This is a genomic window from Mitsuaria sp. BK041, from assembly GCF_014193085.1.
In the GTDB taxonomy this organism is placed as follows: Bacteria; Pseudomonadota; Gammaproteobacteria; order Burkholderiales; family Burkholderiaceae_C; genus Roseateles.
The window spans coordinates 1773790-1796649 of sequence record NZ_JACHYT010000002.1 but is presented as its reverse complement, the minus strand read 5'-3'; the positions used below and the strand labels follow the sequence as shown (position 1 = coordinate 1796649).

At 70.7% G+C, this 22860-nt stretch carries 21 protein-coding genes; 9 read left to right on the top strand and 12 right to left on the bottom strand.

Features of this window, described 5'->3' with window-relative positions; genetic code table 11:
• Window positions 1–45 precede the first annotated feature (45 nt).
• The 4 genes from FHT38_RS23780 to FHT38_RS23765 all read left to right on the top strand — a co-directional run bounded on the left by FHT38_RS23780 (window position 46) and on the right by FHT38_RS23765 (window position 2164).
• Window positions 46–1332 (top strand): class I SAM-dependent RNA methyltransferase, encoded by a 1287-nt coding sequence (locus FHT38_RS23780; protein WP_183493419.1) that lies wholly within the window; start codon window positions 46–48, stop codon window positions 1330–1332.
• 78 nt (window positions 1333–1410) lie between these two features.
• Entirely contained in the window at window positions 1411–1665 is a 255-nt protein-coding gene (locus FHT38_RS23775; protein WP_183495097.1) for a type II toxin-antitoxin system ParD family antitoxin, read from the top strand.
• The gene (locus FHT38_RS23770) at window positions 1662–1982 is read left to right on the top strand and encodes a type II toxin-antitoxin system RelE/ParE family toxin (protein WP_183493417.1); all 321 of its coding nucleotides are present in this window, start codon (window positions 1662–1664) and stop codon (window positions 1980–1982) included. The genes FHT38_RS23775 and FHT38_RS23770 overlap by 4 nt, the downstream gene beginning before the upstream one ends.
• Window positions 1979–2164 carry a hypothetical protein gene (locus FHT38_RS23765; protein ID WP_183493416.1) on the top strand — a complete coding sequence of 62 codons (186 nt, stop codon included), beginning with the start codon at window positions 1979–1981 and terminating at the stop codon, window positions 2162–2164. The genes FHT38_RS23770 and FHT38_RS23765 overlap by 4 nt, the downstream gene beginning before the upstream one ends.
• On the opposite strand, the gene FHT38_RS23760 is transcribed toward FHT38_RS23765, so the two are convergent.
• From FHT38_RS23760 to FHT38_RS23720, 9 genes are all read right to left on the bottom strand, one after another.
• The gene (locus FHT38_RS23760) at window positions 2151–2882 is read right to left on the bottom strand and encodes a 16S rRNA (uracil(1498)-N(3))-methyltransferase (RefSeq protein WP_255488900.1); all 732 of its coding nucleotides are present in this window, start codon (window positions 2880–2882) and stop codon (window positions 2151–2153) included. The two genes, FHT38_RS23765 and FHT38_RS23760, sit on opposite strands and share 14 nt — an antisense overlap.
• A gap of 15 nt (window positions 2883–2897) precedes the next feature.
• Window positions 2898–3455 (bottom strand): NADPH-dependent FMN reductase, encoded by a 558-nt coding sequence (locus tag FHT38_RS23755; RefSeq protein WP_091730489.1) that lies wholly within the window; start codon window positions 3453–3455, stop codon window positions 2898–2900.
• Between the two features lie 45 nt (window positions 3456–3500).
• On the bottom strand, window positions 3501–4046 hold the full coding sequence (locus FHT38_RS23750) for a hypothetical protein (RefSeq protein ID WP_091730484.1): 546 nt from the start codon (window positions 4044–4046) through the stop codon (window positions 3501–3503).
• An 87-nt stretch (window positions 4047–4133) separates the two neighbouring features.
• Window positions 4134–5807, bottom strand: coding sequence for a long-chain-fatty-acid--CoA ligase (locus FHT38_RS23745; protein ID WP_183493414.1), 1674 nt, complete (start codon window positions 5805–5807; stop codon window positions 4134–4136).
• A gap of 144 nt (window positions 5808–5951) precedes the next feature.
• Window positions 5952–8033: a sensor histidine kinase gene (locus FHT38_RS23740; RefSeq protein ID WP_183495096.1), complete on the bottom strand. Its 2082-nt coding sequence runs from the start codon at window positions 8031–8033 to the stop codon at window positions 5952–5954.
• Window positions 8034–8155: 122 nt separating this feature from the next.
• Window positions 8156–10015 (bottom strand): hypothetical protein, encoded by a 1860-nt coding sequence (locus tag FHT38_RS23735; protein WP_183493412.1) that lies wholly within the window; start codon window positions 10013–10015, stop codon window positions 8156–8158.
• Between the two features lie 185 nt (window positions 10016–10200).
• Window positions 10201–11622, bottom strand: a complete 1422-nt coding sequence (locus FHT38_RS23730; RefSeq protein WP_183493411.1) for an NAD(P)(+) transhydrogenase (Re/Si-specific) subunit beta — start codon at window positions 11620–11622, stop codon at window positions 10201–10203.
• 3 nt (window positions 11623–11625) lie between these two features.
• Complete coding sequence (locus FHT38_RS23725) at window positions 11626–11955, bottom strand: NAD(P) transhydrogenase subunit alpha (protein WP_091730467.1); 330 nt, start codon at window positions 11953–11955, stop codon at window positions 11626–11628.
• A gap of 69 nt (window positions 11956–12024) precedes the next feature.
• Window positions 12025–13143, bottom strand: coding sequence for a Re/Si-specific NAD(P)(+) transhydrogenase subunit alpha (locus FHT38_RS23720; protein WP_183493410.1), 1119 nt, complete (start codon window positions 13141–13143; stop codon window positions 12025–12027).
• 195 nt (window positions 13144–13338) lie between these two features.
• Between FHT38_RS23720 and FHT38_RS23715 the strand changes: the two genes are divergently transcribed.
• Both FHT38_RS23715 and FHT38_RS23710 read left to right on the top strand, forming a co-directional pair.
• Window positions 13339–13821, top strand: a complete 483-nt coding sequence (locus tag FHT38_RS23715) for a hypothetical protein (protein ID WP_091730459.1) — start codon at window positions 13339–13341, stop codon at window positions 13819–13821.
• Between the two features lie 224 nt (window positions 13822–14045).
• On the top strand, window positions 14046–14540 hold the full coding sequence (locus FHT38_RS23710) for an NUDIX hydrolase (RefSeq protein ID WP_091730456.1): 495 nt from the start codon (window positions 14046–14048) through the stop codon (window positions 14538–14540).
• A gap of 21 nt (window positions 14541–14561) precedes the next feature.
• Here FHT38_RS23710 and FHT38_RS23705 read toward each other — a convergent pair whose 3' ends face one another.
• On the bottom strand, window positions 14562–15440 hold the full coding sequence (locus FHT38_RS23705; protein ID WP_175538420.1) for a response regulator: 879 nt from the start codon (window positions 15438–15440) through the stop codon (window positions 14562–14564).
• A gap of 256 nt (window positions 15441–15696) precedes the next feature.
• Here FHT38_RS23705 and mnmA point away from each other — a divergent pair, with 256 nt between their 5' ends.
• From mnmA to FHT38_RS23690, 3 genes are all read left to right on the top strand, one after another.
• The gene (mnmA, locus tag FHT38_RS23700; protein WP_183493409.1) at window positions 15697–16803 is read left to right on the top strand and encodes a tRNA 2-thiouridine(34) synthase MnmA; all 1107 of its coding nucleotides are present in this window, start codon (window positions 15697–15699) and stop codon (window positions 16801–16803) included.
• 230 nt (window positions 16804–17033) lie between these two features.
• The gene (locus FHT38_RS23695; protein WP_147242080.1) at window positions 17034–18272 is read left to right on the top strand and encodes a histidine kinase; all 1239 of its coding nucleotides are present in this window, start codon (window positions 17034–17036) and stop codon (window positions 18270–18272) included.
• Between the two features lie 32 nt (window positions 18273–18304).
• Window positions 18305–18952, top strand: coding sequence for a response regulator transcription factor (locus tag FHT38_RS23690; protein WP_091730445.1), 648 nt, complete (start codon window positions 18305–18307; stop codon window positions 18950–18952).
• A gap of 167 nt (window positions 18953–19119) precedes the next feature.
• Here the strand turns inward: FHT38_RS23690 and FHT38_RS23685 are convergent, their stop codons facing one another.
• Together FHT38_RS23685 and FHT38_RS23680 are read right to left on the bottom strand one after the other, a co-directional pair.
• Window positions 19120–19581 carry a hypothetical protein gene (locus FHT38_RS23685; RefSeq protein ID WP_183493408.1) on the bottom strand — a complete coding sequence of 154 codons (462 nt, stop codon included), beginning with the start codon at window positions 19579–19581 and terminating at the stop codon, window positions 19120–19122.
• A gap of 81 nt (window positions 19582–19662) precedes the next feature.
• Window positions 19663–22851, bottom strand: a complete 3189-nt coding sequence (locus tag FHT38_RS23680) for a sensor histidine kinase (protein ID WP_183493407.1) — start codon at window positions 22849–22851, stop codon at window positions 19663–19665.
• Window positions 22852–22860 lie beyond the last annotated feature (9 nt).

The window sequence follows — 22860 nt, the reverse complement described above, 5'->3', positions numbered from 1 at the left end:
TGATCCCCGGGCGCCGCGGCGCCCGCTTCCTCACGCCGCCCCACGATGTCCGATACCGCCTACCACCTGTTCCTGCCCTGCGCCGCCGGCGTCGAAGACTGGCTGGAGGCGGAGGTCCGCGACATCCTCGGCCCGGACGAATGCCTGGACGGGCCCAAGGCTTTCCGCGGCGGCGTGGGCCTGTACGGCACGCTGGCCGCGGTGATGCGGCTGAACCTGCACAGCCGGCTCGCGCAGCGGGTGCTGATCGAAGTGGCCCGCGAGGAATACCGCCACGAGGACGACATCTACGCGATCGCGCGCACCGTCGACTGGACGCGCTGGATCACCCCGCGCCAGACGCTGCGGGTGGACACGACGGCGCAGCGCTCGCCGCTGCACAGCCTGAACTTCGCGACGCTGCGGGTGAAGGACGCCGTCTGCGACGTGCTGCGCGAGGCCAGCGGCGAGCGCCCCAGCGTCGACACGCGCTGGCCGGACCTGCCGCTGCAGCTGCACCTCACGGAATACCTGGCGACGGTCTACGTCGACAGCTCCGGCGAATCGCTGTTCAAGCGCGGCTGGCGCGAGGACAAGGGCGATGCGCCGCTGAAGGAGACGCTGGCCGCGGCGATGCTGGCCGCGGCGGGCTGGAAGGGCACGCGCGAGGCGGGCGGCGCGCTGAGCGATCCGTGCTGCGGCTCGGGCACCATCCCGGTCGAGGCGGCGACCATCGCCTGCAACATCGCGCCGGGCATCCAGCGCCGCTTCGCCTTCGAGAAGCTCGCGCCGTTCCAGCCGCTGCTGCCGGCCTGGCGCGCGATGAAGGACCAGGCGCGCGCCGCGGAGCATCCGCCCGAGGTCCCGATCTTCGCCAGCGACGTGTCGTTCCGGATGGTCGACTTCGCGCGCCGCAATGCCGAGCGCGCGGGCGTGGCGCAGTACATCCAGTTCAACGGCGGCGATGCGCTGGAGCGTCCCGCGCCGAAGCTGCCGGCGGACATGCCCGGCACGCTGATGCTGAACCCGCCGTATGGCGAGCGGATCGAGGTCCGCGGCAAGGCCGGTGCGCACCGGATGGACGGTGGCGCGCTGTCCGAGGAACGCGACGCTGGGGACGACTTCTTCCCGCGCCTGTCCGCGCACTGGAAGCGCGCCTACACGCAGCACGAGGCGGGATGGACGGCCTGGCTGCTGTGTCCGGAGATGAAGCTGCCGAGCAAGATGCGGCTGAAGGAGTCGCGCCGCATCCCGATGTGGAACGGCCCGATCGAATGCCGGCTGTTCAAGTTCGACCTGGTGGCCGGCTCGGCGCGCCGGCAGAACGCCGAGACCACTGACTCCGACGAATAACTTCGCCGGCTGGGGGCCTCCTTGTTGGGGATGCGGTCACCCCCTACGATGCGATTTCTTTCCGAGGAAATGACCGAGATGATTCACGCCGAACTTGGACCCGACCTGGAGGCCATCGTGCTGGATCTGATCGAGAGCGGAAAGTATTCGTCGCGCACGCAGGTGCTGCGCGACAGCGAGGAGTTGAAGGACTGGCGGGAGGCGCAGGCCCTGGCGTTCACCGAACTGCTCGACAGTCGCCTGGCGACACCTTCCTCCGAGTACATCCCGGCGGAAGAGGCGTTCGACAGCCTCTTTCGCGAGCTCGGCATCACGGACGACGGCAACGAATGAAGGTCAGCCTCCACCCGGAGGCGCGGGCAGACTTGCGGTCGATACACCAGTACATCGCGGCGGCGAATCGGCGACGCGCGGACTCATTCCTCAAGGAACTGCGCGAGAAGATTGCCAGCCTTGGCCGCATGGCTGACTCGTATCCGCTGGTGCACGGCTACGAAGGCCGCGGCTTTCGCCGACGCACTCACGGGAATTACCGAATCTTCTATCGCATCCTCGATGTTGGTGTCATCGAGGTGACGCACGTAATGCACATGTCGCGTGACCACACACCGTTGCTGAACACCTGGCGTGGAAACAAGGAGCAAGGATGAATCAGCGGTCCACGACCAGCCTGCCTGAGACGCCGGTCACGCCGGCGCAGTGGCGCGACTTCGACGCGAGCATTGAGCGGGGGCTGCGGGAGATCAGCGAAGGCGGAGGCATCCCTGCGCAGGAAGCGTTCGAAACGCTCTATCGCAAGTTCCGGGACCTCCGCCCCATCAAGCCTCGCTGAGGGATAGCCAACCCAACACCGCCAGCGGCGCCGTATCCGCCCGCAGGATCCGAGGACCCAGTTTCGCGGCGCTGAAGCCTCGCGCGCGGGCCGATTGCTCCTCGGCCTCGCTGAGGCCGCCTTCGGGGCCGCTGAGGACCACGATGCGTCCCGCATCGCCCGCCTCCGGCGCCAGTGCCGACAAGGGCTGCGCCGCCACCGGGCTCAGCAGCCAGCGCTGTTCATCGGCATCGTCGGGCAGGTCCGCCAGCCACTGCGCCAGCGTCTTCACCGGCGCCACCTGCAGCGGCTTCGACCGCCCGCATTGCTCGGCCGCCGCGATCGCGACGCCCTGCCAGTGCGCCCGCTTCTTCTCCGCCCGATCGCCCTGCAGCCGCAGCACCGAGCGCTCGCTCATCAGCGGCTGGATCGCCACCGCGCCCAGCTCGCAGGCCTTCTCGACGATGCCGTCCATGCGGTCGTTGGCCGGCATCACGACCGCCAGCGTCACCGCGCGCTTCATTTCGCGATCGACCGGCTGCCGGGACTTGAGCGCCACACGGACCTCGCTGCGGCCCATGGCCGTCACCGCGGCGGTCCACTCGTCCCCGCTGCCGTCGAACAAGGTGACCTCATCGCCGGGCTGCAGCCGCAGCACCTGCACATGGCGCGCCGCGCCGGGCGGCAGCGCCAGTTCAGCCTCGAGCGCAAGCGCGCCCAGCGGCTGCTCGACAAACAACCTCGCCGCCAAGCCTCACCCCTTGAGCTTCTGCACCCAGGCGGCGAAGGCGGTCATGACCTTGCGCAGGAAGGCTTCCGTCTCCGGCTTGGCCAGGCTGCCATCGTCCTTGAACATCTCGTTCGCGCCGCCGAGGTAGACCTCCGGCGAGGGCAGCAGCGGCGCGTTCAGGCAGGCCAGCACCTGACGCAGGTGGTGATGGGCGCCGAAGCCGCCCAGCGCGCCCGGCGACAGCGTGATCACCGCCGACGGCTTGCCGTCGAAGGCGTTGTGGCCGTAGGGCCGCGAGCCCACGTCCAGCGCATTCTTCAGCGCGCCCGGGATCGAGCGGTTGTATTCGGGGCTGACGAACAGCACGGCGTCCGCCGCCTTGATGGCATTGCGGAATTCGACCCAGGACGCCGGCGGCTCGGCCGCCTCGTCCTCGTTGTAGAAGGGCAGCTGGCCAATCTCGACGATCTCCAGCTTCAGCTCGGCCGGGGCCAGCTGCGCCAGCGCGAGGGCCAGCTTGCGGTTGAACGAAGCCTTGCGCAGGCTGCCGACGAGTACCGCGACGCGATAGGGCGAGGACATGGATGAGCTCCCAACAAAGGAAGGACCGCCCCAGGGCGGTCCGGTTCAGTTGAAGCCCAGTGTCGCACGCAGTTCGTGGGCCGCGGCGTCGCCCTTGGTGGCGCGCACGCGGTCGATGATGTCCAGCGCCAGCGTCTGCAGCTGGTTCATGTCGCTGCACTGCTCGACCTCGAGCGCCAGCTTGTAACCCTTGAGCAGCCCCTGCTGCTTGGCGAAGGTGCTCAGCGCGGTGTAGAGCTGCGCGTAGTCGAGCGACGAGGTCGGCACGCCGGCCAGACGCGAGGGCGCCGGCCGCGACGGCGAGGCGCCGCTCATGCGCGAGGACGGCCCCGCGCCCATCGGCGTCGCGATCGACGCCGGCCCCATGGGCCGCGACAGCGGCGCGCCGGCGGTCGCCTTCACCAACTGGTGCTGGATCAGCAGTTCCAGGTCTGCCGGCGCGGCGCCCTGCACCATCGCCACCCAGTCGGCACCGGTCTTGCTGGCGTCGATCACCAGCAGCAGATTGCGGGCCACGCGCGCCTGCACCAGCGCGCGCGACTTGATTTCCGCTCTCCCGGCCTCGGTCTTTTCGTAACGTTCTTCGAGCACGGCCTTGTCTCCTCCACAGGAGGGCGAACTTTAGGCGGACACGGGCGGGTTTCGCCCGCGAGCATTCCCGAAAACTGCTACCGACTGCTACTTTTTGTCGCGCAATTCACGGCGCAACACCTTGCCCACTGGCGTCTTGGGCAGCTCGGTGCGGAATTCGATGATCCGCGGCCGCTTGTAGCCGGTCAGGTTGGCCTCGCAGAAGGCCTTCACGTCGGCTTCGGTCAGCGCCGGGTTGCGGCGCACGATCACGACCTTCACCGCCTCGCCCGCCTTCTCGTCGGGCACGCCCACGGCCGCGCATTCCAGCACGCCCGGCATCTGCGTCAGCACATCCTCGATCTCGTTGGGATAGACGTTGAAACCGCTGACCAGGATCATGTCCTTCTTGCGGTCGACGATGCGGAAGAAGCCGCGCTCGTCCACGGTGCCGATGTCGCCGGTGCGGAAGTAGCCGTCGGCGGTCATGACCTTGGCGGTCTCGTCCGGCCGCTGCCAGTAGCCGGCCATCACCTGCGGACCGCGGATCGCGATCTCGCCGGTGCCGCCGGGCGGCACCTCGTCGCCGTCATCGTCCAGCAGCGTCACCTCGGTGCCGGACAGCGGCAGGCCGATCGAGCCGGTGTAGGCGGTGCTGTCGGTCGGGTTGCAGCAGGCGACCGGCGAGGTCTCCGACAAGCCGTAGCCCTCGACGATCGGGCAGCCGGTCTTCTCCAGCCACAGTCGCGCGGTGGCCTGCTGCACGGCCATGCCGCCGCCGACCGAGATCACCAGCCCGCTCCAGTCCACCGTGTTGAACTGCGCATGGTTGGCCATCGCCATGAAGAGCGTGTTGACCGCCGGCAGGCTGTGGATCTTGTGGTGGCTCAGTTCCTTGAACACGGCCGGCAGGTCCCGCGGATTGGGGATCAGCACATTGCAGCCGCCCACCCGCATCGACAGCATCAGGTTGGTCGTGAATCCGAAGATGTGATACAGCGGCAGCGCGCAGACGCTCATCAGCTGCTCGTCGGCGGGTTTCTTCTTCAGCGCCGGCTGGTACCAGGCCTCGCACTGCAGCGTGTTGGCCACCAGATTGCGATGCAGCAGCACCGCGCCCTTGGACACGCCGGTCGTGCCGCCGGTGTACTGCAGCACCGCGATGTCATTGGGGCCCACCGTCGGGCGCTTGTAGGTCTGGCCGCGGCCCTTGGCGACGGCGTCGTTGAAGCGCACCGCCGACGGCAGCTCGAAGGCCGGCACCAGCTTCTTGACCTTGCGCACCACGTAGTTGACGACCATGCCCTTGGCGAAGCCCAGCATGTCGCCCATCGCCGCCAGCACGATGTGCTTGGTGGGCACGCTCGCGAGCACCTGCTGCAGCGTGGCGGCGAAGTTCTCGATGATGACGATGGCCTTGGCGCCGGCGTCCTTGAGCTGGTGCTCCAGCTCGCGCGGCGTGTAGAGCGGATTGACGTTGACGACGACGAAGCCGGCCCGCAGCACGGCCGCGACGGCGACCGGGTACTGCGGCACGTTGGGCATCATGATCGCGACGCGGTCGCCCTTCTCCAGGCCCAGGCCCTGCAGGTACGCGGCCAGCGCGCGCGAGGCCTCGTCGATCTGCGCGAAGCTGATCGAGCGCCCCAGCATCTTGTAGGCGGCGCGCTCGGGAAACTGCTTGAACGCGGCCTCCATCAGCTCCACCAGCGAGGGATAGACATCCGCATCGATCTCGGCGGGCACCCCGGCCGGATAGTGCTTCAGCCAGTTCTTCTCCATTGTTCTGTCTCCAAGGTACGGCGCGGATTCTCGCTGATCGTCATGCGCCCCCCATCAGGGGATTCGATAGAGCGCACAAAGTGGAGAGATGACTCCAGAACGCACCGGGAACGACCGCGATCGGTGTCGATCGCGCGTTGACGTTCAGTCATCGGCGTGCAGCGGCAGGCGCAGCAGCAGCTCGGTGCCGCCCTCGACGGCGGCATCCTCGGGCGGGCGCCAGTCGATGGCGGCGCGGATCCGCTCGGCACGCCGGCGCATGCCGCGCAGGCCATTGCCCTGGCGCAGGCCGACGGCCATGCCGCGGCCGTTGTCGACGATCGACAGCAGGACCTGTCCGCGGGCCGCGTCCACGCGCGTCGAGAACCGGACCCGCGTGGCCCCGGCGTGGTGAATGATGTTGCTCAGCGCCTCCTGCACGATCCGAATCAGCTCGCGGCCGCCGGTGCCGCGCAAGGTGGGCAGCAGCGGCACGTCGGTCAGCTGCCAGTCGAGCTCCAGGCCCGCGTCCTGCAGGCGCGGCGCCATCCGGTGCCGCAGGTTGGCCAGCAGCAGCGTCAGGTCGCCGTCGGTGACGGCCAGCGCATCGACGGTCAGGCGCATCTCGCGGATGCATTCGTCGAGCTGGCCCACCAGCGCCTGCGACGGCACGCCACGCTCCGCGCACAGGCGCGCGGTCACGAGCTGCGAGCCCAGGCCATCGTGCATCTCCTGCAGCAGGCGCTCACGCTCCTGCGCCGCGGAACGCTGCCGCTCGCTGTCCTGCAGGTCTTCCCAGCGGTCCTGCAGCTCGCGGGTGCGCGCGTCCAGCGCCTGCTCCAGCCGCACCCGCGCCATCGCCTGGTCGCGCAGCGAGCCGACGAAGCGCCGCTGCAGCGCCACGCCGGCCATTGCGATCAGCACCGCATGGCCGACGACGTTGATGTCCACGACGCTCATCTGGCGCGACATGACCAGCGCGAAGGCGCTCACGTAGAGCCACACCCAGCCCGACAGCGCGACGGCGCAGGCGGCGGCGAGGTGGGCACGACGGCCGGACGCCAGCGCGGCGCGCGCGGCGAGCGCCGCCGCGGCCACCAGCACGACGAGGCGGCTGCCCAGTGCCCACCAGGGCCAGGGATGGTGGAAGTCGGTCCAGCTCCAGCCGAGCATCGCCGCCGCGGCGTCGATCACCAGCCCGAGGCCCAGGTAGGCGGCGGCCATCCGCTCCGCCCAGCCCGCGGCCAGGCCGGACAGCCGCGCCACCAGGAACAGCAGCAGCGCTTTGGACAGCACGTCGGCGACATCGAGCGCCACGCGCCACCACGGCGCAGGGAACAGCGCGCCGTTGAGCAGGTAGGGCGAGAGCAGCAGCGCGGTGCAGAGGCAGAAGACGCCGGTGACGCCGTAGAGCCATTCCTGCCGCAGTGCCAGCCACACCATCAGCATGAAGGTGCCGATGACCAGGCCCGCGAGGGCGGTCGTCACGCGCGCCACCTGCCAGAAGCGCCTCCCCTCCTGAAGCGCGCGGATCTGGGACGCCGGCCCCAGCAGCGGTGCCGACAGCCCCGCGCCCTCGAAGCCCGGCCGCGCCAGGCGCAGGCTCAGCCGATGCTCACCGGCGGGCAGCAGCGCCGGCGGGATGCTGACCTGCAGGCGCCGGCCGGCCAGCAGCAGGCCACGCTGGGCGAGATCGTCCTCATCCTCGGACACGTAGCCGACACCCGGCCCGGAGGTGGCGATCAACTGGCCGTCGAGGTAGATCGAGGCCGCGGGCCGGTGCTGGATCACGAGCCAGTACGGCACCTGCGCCGCCCGATCGAGGTGGAAATCGAGCGCGAACCAGAGCGGGCCCGGCGCATCCGTGTCGTGGATCTGGACCGGCAGCGCCACGACGTGGCCTGGCGCGAGGGAGGTCATCGGCGTCGTCGGCGCCGTCGCGGGCATCGGTGTCGGCGTGGCCGTCGCCTCGAGCGGGCGGGACACGATGGCCGACGCGGCGGGGGCCGGCACCTGTGGATCGAGCAAGGCGCCGGGGATCTGCGCGGGGTCCAGGGCGTCGCCGGGCAGCAGGCGCGCCTCGGCCAGCCGCAGCACCTGGGGCGGCATCGCCGTCCCGTACTGCTGCGAGAACAGGTGGACGGCGCCCAGCAGCAGCAGCGGCAGCACCACCAGCAGCGCGAGCCGGCGGATCGAGATCGCCGACGTCGCCGGCCGCGCCTCCATCGCGCGAGTCCATACCGCCAAGTGGCCCCCCACGGCATCGCCAAAAGGAACGCCGGCCCGAGATGGAACCGGCGCGGCCGATGCTAGGTCAAGCGGCGGGGCGGGACAACCTTGGACCTAGGGGCGGCGTCGTCCCGTCCGTTTCAGATCACGGCGGTCTGGGCGTAGAGCTCGAAGTCGAAGCGGGTCATGGCACTCTGGTTCGTCGCCTGGTCAACCTGCCAGAGGAACACGGAGACCTTGCCCACCTCGCCCGCCGGCAACCCCAAGTCCGCCGTCGTGATCGTGTCGCCACTCCCTCCCTGGTAGTAGTCCTTGCCGTTGACGACGGTCTTCAGCCACCACTTCGCGTTCGGCTCCAGGTTGGTCACGCGCAGGGTCCCGTCGGAAGTGATCTTGTCGACATTCGACCACCCGGTGTCGTTGACCAATCGCAGCGTCGGCGCGGCCGGCCTGACGTTGTCCAGCGTGAACGAGCGCTCGTTGATCGTCACATTGCCGGCCTGGTCCTGCTGGCGGACGTACAGCGTGTGAAAGCCGTCGATCAACCCCTGCGTGCGGACGACGGCGCCGTATTCCGCGTCGGTGCGCCAGGACTGGCCGTCCCAGCTGTAGGCCCAGCCGGCATCGGCGGCCACGGTGATGGGCCCGTGCGTCATGTGCGGCTGGGTGGTGAACGGGCCATCGATCGCGGGATCGACGTGGAGCCGGATCGCCGCGTCGGTCGGCGCGGTCAGGTCCACGTTCACGGTGATGCGGCTCGCCTCGCTCGTGTTGCCCGCCAGGTCGACCTGGCGCAGCCAGACCTGTTGCTCGCCTTCCTTGCCGACCTCGGCGCCGCGCAGCCCGCCGCCAGTGCCGGCCCGCCAGGTCGTGCCGTCGAGGCTGTACTGCCAGTGCGCGTCGCGGTCCAACTTGCCGACGTGGATGTCGCCGTCCCGTCCCAGCCAGCCGTTCGCTGGCGCGGTGGGCGTCAACGCCGCCGGCGCCAGCGTGTCGAGCTCGAACGACAGCCGGCTCGAGACGCTGCGATGGCCCTGCGCATCGAACTGCTCGACGATCAGGTCCTTGCGGCCGTCCGCGCCGAAGGCGGCGGCCGCGATGCGATCGCCGCTGCCCGCGACCCAGGACTCGCCGCCGTCGAGGCTGTAGCGCCACCGGCCGCTGCCCAGCAGGGCGTCGACCTGGACGTCCGCGCGCGAGGTGATGCCGTCGCGGTCCGACACGCCGGTGTCCATCACCAGGCGCGGGCGCGGCGCGGGGACGTCGGGGGTCGGCTCAGGGTCGGTGCCACCGGGTTGTTCCGGTTTCGGTTGCTCGGGCTTGGGCTCTTCGGGCTTCGGTTGCTCAGGCTTTGGCTCTTCGGGCTTCGGCTGCTCCGGCTTGGGCTCCTCCGGCTTGGGCTCCTCCGGCTTCGGTCGCTCGGGCTGGGGCTCTTCCGGTTTTGGCTGTTCGGGCTTGGGTTGCTCAGGCTTGGGTTGCTCGGGCTTCGGGGACTCCGATTCGGGCTTCTCCGGCTTCGGCCCTTCGGGTTTCGGCTGCTCGGGCCCAGGGGCTTCGGGCTTCGGCTGCTCCGGTCCGGGCTGCTCCTGCTCGGGGCGTTCCGGCTTGGGCGTCTCGGGCTTCGGTCGCTCCACCTCGGCCACGGGCGGCTTGCTGCTCGAGCCGCCCGCGGCGGCCACCGCGACGCTGGCCGCGCCGCCCACGCCGAGCAGGCCGAGTCCCGAGGCCAGCAGCGCGCTGGAGCGATCGGCGCGCGACGCGTCGGCGCCATCGGCATCCGCCTTCACGGGCGCGCCGGCGTCCGAAGCCGGCGGCTCCGTGGGCTCTGCCGGCGTGGCGGGTGGCGGCGGCGCGCCATCGCGCGCGGGCGCATCCGGGTCAGCGGGCGGCGCTGCGTCGAGGTCGTCCTCGTCGCGACGACGGCGCGATGGCGCATCGCCCCCTGGCGCCGGCGACATCACGGCACGGACACGGGACAACGGATCGGAGGGAGTGGTCATGGCAAACAGACGGCGATGGAAAGCCTCGCAGTCTGTTCAAGCGCACTCGGATGCGCATCGACCTTCAGCGGTGGTGCGCTTGGACGCCTTCCCCTTCAGTCGGTAGGTGTCCTACTGAAACTAGCCGGGGAGGACGGCCACGCGCCGATCGCGCGGATCGCACCACACCGCCTCACACCCCTCGGTCACTCCACCGCCTTGACCATGTCCTCGACCACCTTCTTCGCGTCACCGAAGACCATCATGGTCTTGTCCATGTAGAAGAGTTCGTTGTCCAGGCCCGCATACCCGGCCGCCATCGACCGCTTGTTGACGATGACGGTGCGCGCCTTGTAGGCCTCCAGGATCGGCATGCCGTAGATCGCGCTGCCCTTCTGCAGCGCGGCCGGGTTCACCACATCGTTCGCGCCGAGGATGATGGCCACGTCGGTCTGGCCGAACTCGGCGTTGATGTCCTCCATCTCATGGACCTGGTCGTAGGGCACCTCGGCCTCGGCGAGCAGCACGTTCATGTGGCCGGGCATGCGACCCGCCACCGGATGGATCGCATAGCGGACGGTGACGCCCTTCTCGATCAGCTTCTGCGCGAGCTCCTTGACCGCATGCTGCGCGCGCGCGACCGCCAGGCCGTAGCCGGGGACGATGATCACGCTCTCCGCGTTGCCGAGGATGAAGGCCGCATCGTCGGCGCTGCCGCTCTTCACATTGCGCTGCTGCGCGGCCCCGGCGGCGGCGGTGCCCTCGGCGCCGAAGCCGCCCAGGATCACGTTGAAGAACGAGCGGTTCATCGCCTTGCACATGATGTAGCTCAGGATCGCGCCCGAGCTGCCCACCAGCGAGCCCGCGATGATCAGCATGCTGTTGTTGAGCGAGAAGCCGATGCCCGCCGCGGCCCAGCCGGAGTAGCTGTTGAGCATCGACACGACGACCGGCATGTCGGCGCCGCCGATCGGGATGATCAGCAGCACGCCCAGCACGAAGCCCAGCGCCGCGACCAGCAGGAAGTCCATCGCGCTCTGCGAATGCCAGAAGCCGAAGATGAAGAACACCGCCGCCAGACCCAGGACCAGGTTGAGCCAGTGCTGCCCGGGAAAGGTGACCGGCGCGCCCTGGAACAGACGGAACTTGTACTTGCCGCTGAGCTTGCCGAAGGCGATGACCGAGCCGGAGAAGGTCACCGCGCCGATGAAGCAGCCCAGGGCCAGCTCGATGCGGTTGCCGCCGGGGATGGGTGCGTAGCGGGGCGCGATGCCGAAGGCATGCGGCTCGACGACCGCGGCCACCGCGATGCACACCGCCGCCAGGCCGATCATGCTGTGCATGAAGGCCACCAGCTCCGGCATCTTGGTCATCTCGACGCGCTGCGCCATGACGGTGCCGATGCCGCCGCCGACCACCAGGCCGCCCAGGACATAGGCCAGCCCCAGCGTCTGTCCGCCGGCCAGCTTCAGGATCAGCGCGCCCGTGGTGAGCACGGCGATGGTCATGCCGACCATGCCGAAGACGTTGCCGCGGATGGAGGTCGTCGGGTGGGAGAGGCCCTTGAGCGCCTGGATGAAGCAGACGCTCGCGATCAGGTAAAGCAGGGTGACGAGATTCATCGACATCGGTCAGCCCTTCGCGTTGCCGTGGCCATCGGCGGGAGTCTTGCGCTCCTTCTTCTTGAACATCTCCAGCATCCGCCGCGTGACGAGGAAGCCGCCGAAGACGTTGACCGCCGCGAGCGCGACGGCGAAGGTGCCCATGAACTTGCCCAGCGAGGTCTCGGTGAGCGCGGCGGCGAGCATCGCGCCGACGATGACGATGGCCGAGATCGCGTTGGTCACGGCCATCAGCGGCGTGTGCAGCGCCGGCGTCACGGTCCAGACGACGTGGTAGCCGACGTAGATCGCCAGCACGAAGATCGTCAGGTTGATGAGGGTGGGAGAAACGGCATCCATCCGGGACTCTCCTTGCGGGCGCGCGGCCCGGTCGTCATGCGGCCTCGCGGCCTCCAGCAGGGTGGCCGCTCAGGCCTGGCGCAGCACCTGGCCCTCGTGCGCGACGAGGCAGGCGGTCACGATGTCGTCGTCGGCCGGCAGCGCGAAGCCGCCTTCCTTCGTCAGCACCAGCTTCAGGAAATCCAGCACGTTGCGCGCGTAGAGCGCGGACGCGTCCGCCGCCACCAGCGACGGCAGGTTGGTCTCGCCCACCAGCGTCACGCCGTGCTTGCGCACCGTCCGGCCCGGCTCGGTGAGCGGGCAGTTGCCGCCCGCCGGCGCCGCGATGTCGACGATGACGGAGCCCGGCTTCATCGCGCGGACCATCTCCTCGGTGACCAGCACCGGCGCCGGCCGCCCCGGGATCAGCGCGGTGGTGACGACGACATCGGCCTGGGCGACGCGCTTGGCGACCTCGACCTGCTGGCGCTGCAGCCAACTGGGGGGCATCGGGCGGGCGTAGCCGCCGACGCCCTCGGCGGCCTGGCGCTCCTCGTCGGTCTCGTAGGGCACGTCGATGAATTTGGCGCCGAGGGACTCGACCTGCTCCTTCACCGCGGGGCGCACGTCGGAGGCCTCGATGACCGCGCCCAGCCGCTTGGCGGTGGCGATCGCCTGCAGGCCGGCGACCCCGACGCCCAGCACGACGACCCGCGCGGCCTTGATCGTGCCGGCGGCGGTCATCAGCATCGGGAACAGGCGCTGGTAATGGAAGGCGGCCAGCATCACCGCCTTGTAGCCGGCCAGGTTGGCCTGGCTGGAGAGCACGTCCATGCTCTGCGCGCGGGTGGTGCGGGGCGCGGCCTCGAGCGCGAAGGCGGTGAGCCGCGCCTCGGCCAGGCGCTGCAGGCCGTCGCGGTCGAAGGGATTGAGCATGCCGGCGAGCACCGCGCCGGGCTTGAAGAGCGCCATCTCGCCGGGCTCCGGCGCACGGACCTTCAGGACGAGGTCGCAGGCGAAGGCCGCCTCGCGCCCGACCAGTTCCGCGCCGGCGGCGGCGTAGGCCTCGTCGGTCACGCTGGCGTTCAGGCCGGCACCATGCTGAACGCGCAGCGTGTGGCCCTGCGCGACCAGCTTCTTGACGGTTTCCGGCGTCGCGGCGACGCGCGCTTCCCCCGCCGCGGTTTCCTGCGGCACACCGATCAGCATCTGGAATCCCTCCATCCTGAATCAGGGTCCGGGCGAGCTTAACCGGGGGACCGCCTCGGGCGGGACGCGCCCGCGACTGGGGTTTTCACCAACCAAACCCATGAGCAATGTGAGGCAAAGCTGTTTCGAATGGTGAACTAGAGTCGTCGAAGGGAGTCAAAGCGGCGTTAAATGACGACCGAAAGGAGTCAGACCATGACAAAGAAAATTCTCCTCAGCAGTGCGTTGGCCTTGGTGGCCCTGATGCCGATGGCATCCCGGGCCGCCGATGTGGGGGTCTCGGTGAGCATTGGCGAACCGGGCTTTTATGGACAGATCGACATCGGCAATGTGCGCCCGCAGGTGGTGTACGAGCGGCCGGTGCTGGTGACCCGGGTGCCGGCGCCCGCGCCGGCGGTCTATCTCCGCGTGCCGCCGGGCCATGAGAAGAACTGGGCCAAGCACTGCGCGCGCTACAACGCGTGCGGCCGGCCGGTGTATTTCGTCCGGGACAACTGGTACCGCGAGGTGTACGCCCCGCAATACCGCCGGGAACACACCGAATATCGCTGGCGCGACGATGGCCGCCGCGATTACCGCGATGACGATCGCGGTCCCGGCAAGGGTCACGGCCGCGGACACGGTCACGACAAGGACCGCGACGATGACCGCGGCCACGGACACGGCCGGGGCAACTGAGCCTCTCGCTGAAGAATGAAGAAAACCCCGGCAAGCCGGGGTTTTGCTTTTGGGCGATGTCGGACGGGTGCGCCGACGGGTTCAGGGGACACGCCTTCGCCGGCGTGGTCGCTGTTCGCCGCCGCTGTCACCAGGCCCCCTCACAATGCGGCCCCGTTCCCACATCGAGGTGGCGCTCCCCCGGCATCCCCTGCCGCCGGACCAGCCGCTCCCCAGGAAGGACCATGACCGAACGATTCAAGCCCAGCGTCACCGTCGCCGCCGTGATCGAGCAGGACGGCCGCTACCTGCTGGTCGAGGAGCTCACCCGCGACGGCCTGCTGCTCAACAATCCCGCCGGCCATCTGGAGCAGGCCGAGTCCGCGATCGACGCGGTCAAGCGCGAAGTCCTCGAGGAAACCGCCCGGCCGTTCACGCCGGACGCCTTCCTCGGCGTCTACATGTCGCGTTTCCTGCGCCCGGACCGCGGCGACGACGTGACCTACGTGCGACTGGCCTTCACCGGCCGGGTCGGCGACCAGATCCCCGGCCGCCCCTTCGACGAGCCGATCCAGCGCACCCTCTGGCTGACGCTGGACGAGATCCGCGCCAGCCGCGACCGCCATCGCAGCCCGCTGATCCTGCAGTGCATCGAGGACCACGCCGCCGGCCGCCGGCTGCCGCTGGAGGCCGTCGCGGCCCACCCGTCGCTGTACGCGCCGCGCGCCTGGCCGCATTGAGCGGCCGAGGCGCGATCGCGCTCAGAGCGTCATCGCGGCGCTGATCGCCTGGTCGATGTGGCGCGGCTCGCGCCGGCGGGCCTCGAGCTCATTGATCGCGCAGCGCGACAGCGTCACCAGCGACTCGCGCTGGCGCTCGCGCAGGCGCCGCGGCAGGCGGTCCATCACGCACAGGCTGCCGACGACCTCGCCGGTGGACAGCGACAGCGGCACCGACGCATAGAAGCGCACATACGGCGCGCCCTGCACCAGCGGGTGGTCGAGGAAGCGGCTGTCGTGCCAGGTGTCCGGCACCTCCTGCAGTCCGCCGTGATGCATCACGTGCGAGCACAGGCCACGTGCGCGCGGCATCGTCCGCAGCGGCAGGCCGGAGGTGCCGATCAGCCGCAGCTGCTCGCCATCCACCAGGCCGACCGCGGCCATCGCGCCGCCGCTGATGTCGCAAGCCAGGTCGGCCAGTTCGTCGAAGGCGGAGTGGCCGCGCGGCGGCAGGTCCAGCCCGTCGACGGCCGCCTGCCGCGCCGGCTCGTCCGCCCGCAGCGGCGGCAGCCAGCCCTGCAGCAGCGCCAGCACCTCCTCGGCCTGCGTGCCCTTGTCGAAGAAGCCGGAAATGCCGTGCTCGGCGCAGGCGCGCCGCATGTCCTCGTAATAGCTGTTGCTCAGCACGATCGCCCGCGCGCCGATGCCCAGCTGCCGGATCGCCCTCAGCACCCGCAGCCCGCTGCCGGGTTGCAGCGCCAGGTCCATCACCACCACGTCGGGCTGGGTCCGGGTGATCGTCTCGATCGCGGAGGCCTCGCAAGCCGCCTCGCCCACCACCTGGATCCGGCGTTCTCGCGCCAGCAGCGCCTGCAGTTGCGCCCGGATGGTGATGGACCCTTCGACGATGACGACGTTCATGATCGGTCTCCCTGTTTCATTCAGTTTCTTCGGACGCCGCGCGCCGGAGGAGTCGGCGACCACCGGCCCCGCTGTGCGTCGAATCGCGCAGCGCGTGTCAGCCATTCCTGACACGCCTCCCCCCGGGCGCCGTGGGTCGTGAACGGCGTCACGAAATCGGGGTGGAGGCGGTGGGTGAAGGGGCGCTGAGGCGCGTCGGGCGGCGGCCGGCCCCGCGCCGGACAGGTCTTGCGGACCTTTGGGACAATCGCGCCCCATGAATCCCAAGAAGCAACGCATCGTCGTCGGGCTGTCCGGCGGCGTTGATTCCGCCGTGTCCGCCTGGCTGCTCAAGCAGGCGGGCCATGAGGTCGTCGGCATCTTCATGAAGAACTGGGAAGACGACGACGACAGCGAGTACTGCTCCTCCAACATCGACTTCGTCGACGCGGCGGCGGTGGCCGACGTGATCGGCATCGAGATCGAGCATGTGAACTTCGCCGCCGAGTACAAGGACCGCGTCTTCGCCGAGTTCCTGCGCGAGTACGAGGCCGGCCGCACGCCCAACCCGGACGTGCTGTGCAACGCCGAGATCAAGTTCAAGGCCTTCCTAGACCACGCGATGCGGCTGGGCGCCGAGAAGATCGCCACCGGCCATTACGCCCGGGTGCGCGAGCAGGACGGCCAGGTGCAGCTGCTCAAGGGCCTGGATCCGCTCAAGGACCAGAGCTACTTCCTGCACCGGCTCAACCAGGCGCAGCTGCGCAAGACGATGTTCCCGGTCGGCGAGCTGCCCAAGACCGAGGTGCGCCGGCTGGCCGAGGAGATCGGGCTGCCCAATGCGAAGAAGAAGGACTCGACCGGCATCTGCTTCATCGGCGAGCGGCCCTTCCGCGAGTTCCTCAACCGCTACCTCTCCCACAAGCCCGGCCCGATCAAGGACGAGCGCGGCCGCAAGCTGGGCGAGCACGTCGGCTTGTCCTTCTACACGCTGGGCCAGCGCCAGGGGCTGGGCATCGGCGGCGTGAAGGAGAAGGGCGCGCCGCGCGGCGGCGGCGAGCACGAGCCCTGGTTCGTCGCCCGCAAGGACCTGGCGAGCAACACGCTGGTGGTCGTCCAGGGCCACGACCACCCGCTGCTGCAGAGCCGCGGTCTGGTGGCGCAGGACCTGAGCTGGACCGGCCAGGCGCCGGCCTTCGGCGGCTTCGGCGCCAAGACCCGCTACCGGCAGGCCGACGCGCCCTGCGCGCTGACCCCCGGCGAGGGCAGCATCCGCCTGGACTTCCCGCAGCCGCAATGGGCGGTCACGCCCGGCCAGAGCGCGGTGCTCTACGACGGCGACGTCTGCCTGGGCGGCGGCGTCATCGCGGAAGCGATCGCGTAGTCCGAAGGCCGCGTCCGCTGGCGGGCCGTCCCGCGTGCCCAGCCGACCGGGGCCGGCGCGGCGGCGGTCCGCTGCCCGTCGCACGCCCGCCGGCAGCTCATCCAGCGATTCGGGGCACTCGTCGCATGGCCGGAACCGCCGCGGCCGGTGTCCCATGACAATGCGCACCTTCCCTGCCGGACGTCGCCTGTGGCACGCTGGCGTGTTGCCGCCTCGCCTGGATGGACCCCTTGGATCGTCTGCTCGCCCGCATCGCCCAGCCCGCCTTCGTGCTGCGCATTGCCGCCCTGGCGATCTGTCTGCTGGAGCTGGGCTCGGCGGTCTGGGGCCTGATGGGCAACGCGACCGAGCCCTACGACGGCGTCCTGGCCAGCCTCTACCGCCGCACCGGCGGCGACACCCACGACGCGCCCTTCGTGCTCACCTGCCTGGCGCTGGTGATGCTGTTCGCGTGGCACTTCTGGCGGCTGGCGCGCCAGCAACACCTGGACCTGCCGCCGGCCGACGCGCTCGCCCGCGTGCTGCTGCTGGACGTGCTGGCGCTGCTGGTCACGCCGGGTCTGCCCTTCCTCGTGACCGTGCTGGCGGCGCTGCTGCTGAACGTGCGGCGCGCCTTCAATTTCGCGCTCGCGCAGGTCGTGATCAGCGTGGCGCTGTACTGGCTGCTGCCCAGCGAGGCCCAGCGGCTCGAGCAGCTCCAGCCCGACCTGCCCTGGTGGCTGAACAGCCTGGGGCTGTCGATGTCGATGGTGGCGCTGCACGGCATGGCCTTCGGGCTGGGCCGGCTGGCCGCGGCGGAGGCCGAGCGCAGACGCTGGTTCCAGGCCATGCTGGCCGAGAAGGAATCGGGCGAGCGGCTGCAGATCGAGCAGCTGCGTTATGCCGAGCGCCTGCACATGGCGCGCGAGCTGCACGACGTGATGGGGCATCACCTGACCGCGCTCAACCTGCACCTGCAGCTGAGCGAGGCGCTGCTGCGCCGCCACGACGAGCCCGGCGCCGCGCAGGCGGTCGAGAAGGCCAAGCTGGGCGCGGCGGGGCTGCTGGCGGAGGTCCGCGCGGCGGTATCGCGCGAACGGGAGAGCCAGCGCATCAACCTCGAGGCCGCGCTGCGCACGCTGGCCGACGGCATCGCCAGCACGCAGATCGAGCTGGCGCTGGACCCGGTCGCGCAGGACCTGACGCCGCGCTGCGCGCACGCGCTGCTGCGCTGCGTGCAGGAGGCGGTGACCAACGCGGTGCGCCATGCCGGCGCGACGCGGGTGCGCGTCAGCCTGGAGGCGGTGGACGAATCCGGTCCGCAGGTCCGGGTGCGGGTTGACGACAATGGCCGCGGCACGCGCAAGCTGCGCGAGGGCAACGGCCTCAAGGGCATGCAGGAACGCATGGCCGAACTGGGCGGGACGATGCAGGTGCTGCGGCATCACCCCGGATTCCTGATCGAACTGAACTGCCCGCGGCGCGCCTGAACCGGGATTGCGCCATCCAGCAAGGAGACGACATGAGCGACAACACGATCAAGCTGCTGCTGGTGGAAGACCAGCAACTGGTGCGCGAGGGGCTGAAGGGCCTGCTGGCGCTGCACGACGACATCCGCCTGGTGGGCGAGGCGTCGGACGGCGCGGAGGCGCTGGAGTTGCTGGCGCGCGAGCAGCCGGACGTGATCCTGTCGGACATGCGGATGCCGCGGCTGGACGGGATCGGGCTGATCCGGGCGCTGGCGGCGCGGGCGCTGAAGATCCCGGTGGTGCTGCTGACCACCTTCGACGACACGGCGGCTTTCGACGAGGCGGTGCGCGCGGGGGCGCGCGGGTTCCTGCTGAAGGCGATCAGCCCGGACACGCTGGTGCAGGCGCTGCGCGACGTGGTGGGTGGCTCGACGGCGCTGCGTCCGCTGCTGACCGAGCGCATGGAGCGCGCGCCGGTGGAGCGCGCCTTCGCGGCGACGGCGGAGCCCGAGCCGCTCAGCCCCAAGGAGCTGCAGGTGCTGCGCCTGGTGGCCAGCGGCCGCAGCAACACCGAGATCGCCGCGCTGCTGGGCAACAGCGAAGGCGTCATCAAGAACCACTGCTCCGCGGTGTTCGCGAAGATGGGCGTCCGCGACCGCACGCAGGCCGTGCTGCGCGCGATCGATCTGGGCTGGATCTGAGCACCGCCTCTCCCGCTCCCCACCCCCTCTCTCACCTTCTTACTCCCTCTCCCACGACGTGGGAGAGGGTAGGGGTGAGGGTCTTCGCAGGTTCCCACCCTCACCCCTCCCTCTCCCGCCCCGCGGGAGAGGGTGAAAGAAGGGAGAGAAGGGAGAGGCTGAAAGCCTTAGATCCAGAGGTCGTAGTCTTGGAGCGCGCGGATGCGCCGCTCGACCGACAGGAATCGGGCGGCGCCGACTTCGCCGATGGCCCGGACCACGCGCGGGTGGTACTTCTTGTAGAGCTTCTGCTCAGCGTCGACGTACCCCAGATAGCCCTTGGAGAAGTACTTCGACTGCGCATTGGTCGGCTTCTCGCCGATCTGCACGAATTCCACCGACATGCGGGTGAACTGGCGGTTCAGCGTGGCCAGTTCGCGCTCATACGCCTCGTAGACGGGCACGAACTTCTTGGTCTGCGCCTCGTCGAGCTGCAGCGCCTTGAGGACGACGCCCTTGCGGTCGGCCCGCACGGCGTCGCGCAGCGATTGCGCCTGGGTGGCATCGGGCACCGGCGCCGGATCGGCGAAGGCGGGGAGCGCGGCGGCCAAGGACAGGCACAGCGCGGACAGCGCGGCAAACTTCTTCATCACTCTTCCCTCGTGAAAACGTCGGAACTTCGACGTCGCGCGGATTCTAGGAAGCCGGGTATGCCCTGACCCTCGGGGACTTCACGGGGAGACGACCGCGCGCTGCTGCCGCCAGCGCGCCCGCCAGCCGGCGCGTGGCGCATCGGCCAGTTGCAGCACCAGCTCGGTGCCGGCGCCCGGCGCGCTGCGCACCGACAGGCACGCCGCCATGAGGCGCGCCCGCTCGCGCATGCCGCACATGCCGTAGCGCCCGTCGCGCGGCTGCCGGGCCTCCCAGTCCGGCGGCAGGCCGATGCCGTTGTCGCGCACCGTCAGCGTCAGCCCGTCGGCGCGGTACTCCAGCTCCAGGCTCACCTCGCTCGCCCGCGCATGGCGGTCGGCATTGGTCAGGGCCTCGCGCGCGATCAGCAGCATTTCATCCTCGATCGAGGCCGCCAGCGCCCGCGGCGTGCCGGTCACCCGGATCCGGAACCGGCCCGGCGGCCGGACCAGGTCCTGGCCGGCGCGCGCCAGCCGCTCGGCCAACCGACGGTCCGAGCCCCGGCCCTCGCCGCCGTTTGCGTCGTCGTCGCCCTCGTCGTCATCACCCCAGCCGCCGCGCTCGGCGGCGTCTTCGTCGTCGATGCGCTGACGCAGCTGGCCGACGCGATCGCGCCCTTCGGCCAGCAGCCCCTCGGCCCGCGTCAGGTCGCGCTCCATCTTGTGCCGCAGCGCCTGGTCGGTCACGCGTCGCACGCTCGCATCCAGCCCCAGCAGCAGCCCCTGGAAGCCCTGCAGCAGCGTGTCGTGCAGGTCTCGCGCGATGCGCTCCCGCTCGCGATGGCGCACCTCCAGCCGCATCCGCAGCCGCGCCTGCAGCGCCCGCACCCGCAGGCGATACCCGCCCCAGATGGCCCCCACCAGCGCCAACGCCAGTCCCCAGCGGAAGGCGGCGTACTCGTGCAGCGCCGGCGCGATGCGGAAAGCCAGCACCGACGGCCGGCGGCTCCACAGCCCGTCGGGATTGGAGGCCAGCACCTCGAAGCGGTAGTCGCCCGGACCGAGGTTGGCGTAGGTCGCCTCGCGCTGCGTGCCGGCATCGCGCCAGTCCGCGTCGACGCCCACCAGCCGGAAGCGGTAGCGCACCTGCTCCGCCTTGCTCAGCACGCGGGCGGCGTAGCGCAGCGTCAGCGCATTGGTGCCCTGCGGCAGCTGCTGGCCCTGCGCGGCCGGATAGCTCTGCCCGCCGGCCATCAGCGCCTGCACATCGACGCCGACCTCGCGCGAGTTGCGCGGCGTGCGCGCCGGGTCCAGCCAGACCACCCCAAGGTTGGTCACGAACCACAACCGGCCGCGGGCGTCGCGCACCGCGGTCGGCGTCGCCGAGGCCTGACGGGCGATGCCGGGCAGGCCGTCCGCCGCGTCCAGCAGCTGGTAGCTCAGCGGACTGGCCGAGGCCTCGAACAGCGCGGGCACTTCCGCCGCGGCCAGGCGCACCAGGCCGCGGCCGCCGTTGAGCCAGAGGTCACCGTCGAAGGACTCGACGATGCCCGACACCCGGCCGAAGGCCGGATCGCGCTCGATGGGGATGGTGGTGAAACGGCCGTCCCGGCCCAGCGCGACGCCGTTCTCGCCGGCGACGACCAGGCCGTGGCGGGTGTTGCGCACCGTCAGGATCCGGCCGGTGCGCAGGCCCTGCTCCGGTCCGAAGCGCAGGCGCCGGCCCAGGTCGTCGATGGCGGTGAGCACGCCGTCGTGGCCGAACCACACGGCCCCGTCCGCGTCCACCGCCAGCGAGCCCGGCGGCTGGCCATCGAGCTCGCCTTCCCTGACGCGGGCGATGCCGGCGCGCGTGGCGTGGAACACGCCGACCTCGTGCAGCGACAGCCACAGCCCGCCGGTCGGATCGGCGGCCATGCCGCTGGCGGCGGCCCGCGTCCCGGCGGGCAGCGGCTGGGCCCAGCGCTCCCAGCGCCCGCCCGGCGGCGAGCGCCACAGCGTCTCGTTGTCCCACAGCCAGAGCGAGCCGTCGGTCGCCCGCACCGCCTGCGTGGCCGGCCGGCGCGAGCTCGGCCGCGGATCGATGCCGGTCTCGCGCACCGGACCGCCGGGCGGATCGACCCGCCAGCTCGCCGAGGAACTCGACAGCAGCACGCCGCTGCCGTCCGGCTGCACGTTGAAGCCGGTCGAGGCGGCATCCTCCAGCCGCGTGACGCTCCGGATGCGGTGCTGGCGCAGGCTGCTGACGCCGACGTTGGTGCCGACCCAGATCTCGCCGTCGTCGCTTTCCACCAGCGGCACGGTGATGGACGAGCCCAGGCCGTCGGCGACGGTGAACCACTGCCCGCGCGACCAGTCCAGCTGCTCGCCCGCCATCAGGCGGGCCGCGTCCGCGGCCTCGGTGCGGAACACGCCGCGGCCGTTGACGGTCACCCACAGCCCGCCGTCGCTGGCGAACAGCATCTGCTTGACCAGCGTCGCCGGCCGGCCGTCGCGCTCGGACACCACGCTGGGGGAGAAGGGCGCCGCGGCCAGGTCGTCCATCCTCACCGGCGCGGGCGCCGGCGCGGTGTCCGGCAGTTGCGCCCACGAGCGCCAGGATCCCGGCACGCCCAGCGGCCGCACGCCGCCGCGGCCGTCGGCGATCCAGAGCCGGTCCTGGCCGTCCTGCGTCATCACCGCGCTGCGGCCCAGCGGCACGCCGGTGTCCTCGAAGCGCTCGGCATTGGCGGCCAGCCGGTACAGGCGCTCGCCGGAGCTGACCCACAAGGTGCCCTGGCGGTCGCGGAACAGGTACTCGGCGCCGGCCGCGGGATAACCCTGCGCCTCGCCCACGCGTTGCCAGCGCTGCCCGTCGAAACGCGCCAGGCCCTTGCCCGCCGCGGCCCAGAGCGCCCCGCCGGCGCGCACCAGGCGCAGCACGCGGCCGCCGGGCAGCCCCTGCGCCGCGCCGTAGCGGGTCACACCGTCGTCGCGCAGGCGCAGCACGCCGCCTTCGAACAGGCCGATCCACAGCGTGCGGTCTTCGTCGACCAGCAAGGCGTTGATGTTGAACGCCGGCAGCGGCTGGTCGCCGGGCCGGTAACGCTCGAAGCGCAGGCCGTCGAAGCGGTACAGCCCCATGCCGGTGCCGAGCCACAGCACGCCCTCGCGCCCGCCGCCCAGCGTCCAGACATCCGCCGGCGCGCCGTCGCGGACGTTCCAGGAACGGTGGGAGAAATCGGGCAGGCCCTCGGCGGCGGCCCCCGCCGCAGGGTGGGCGGTCGCGGCCGCAAGCGCGACCACCAGCATCCATCCGAT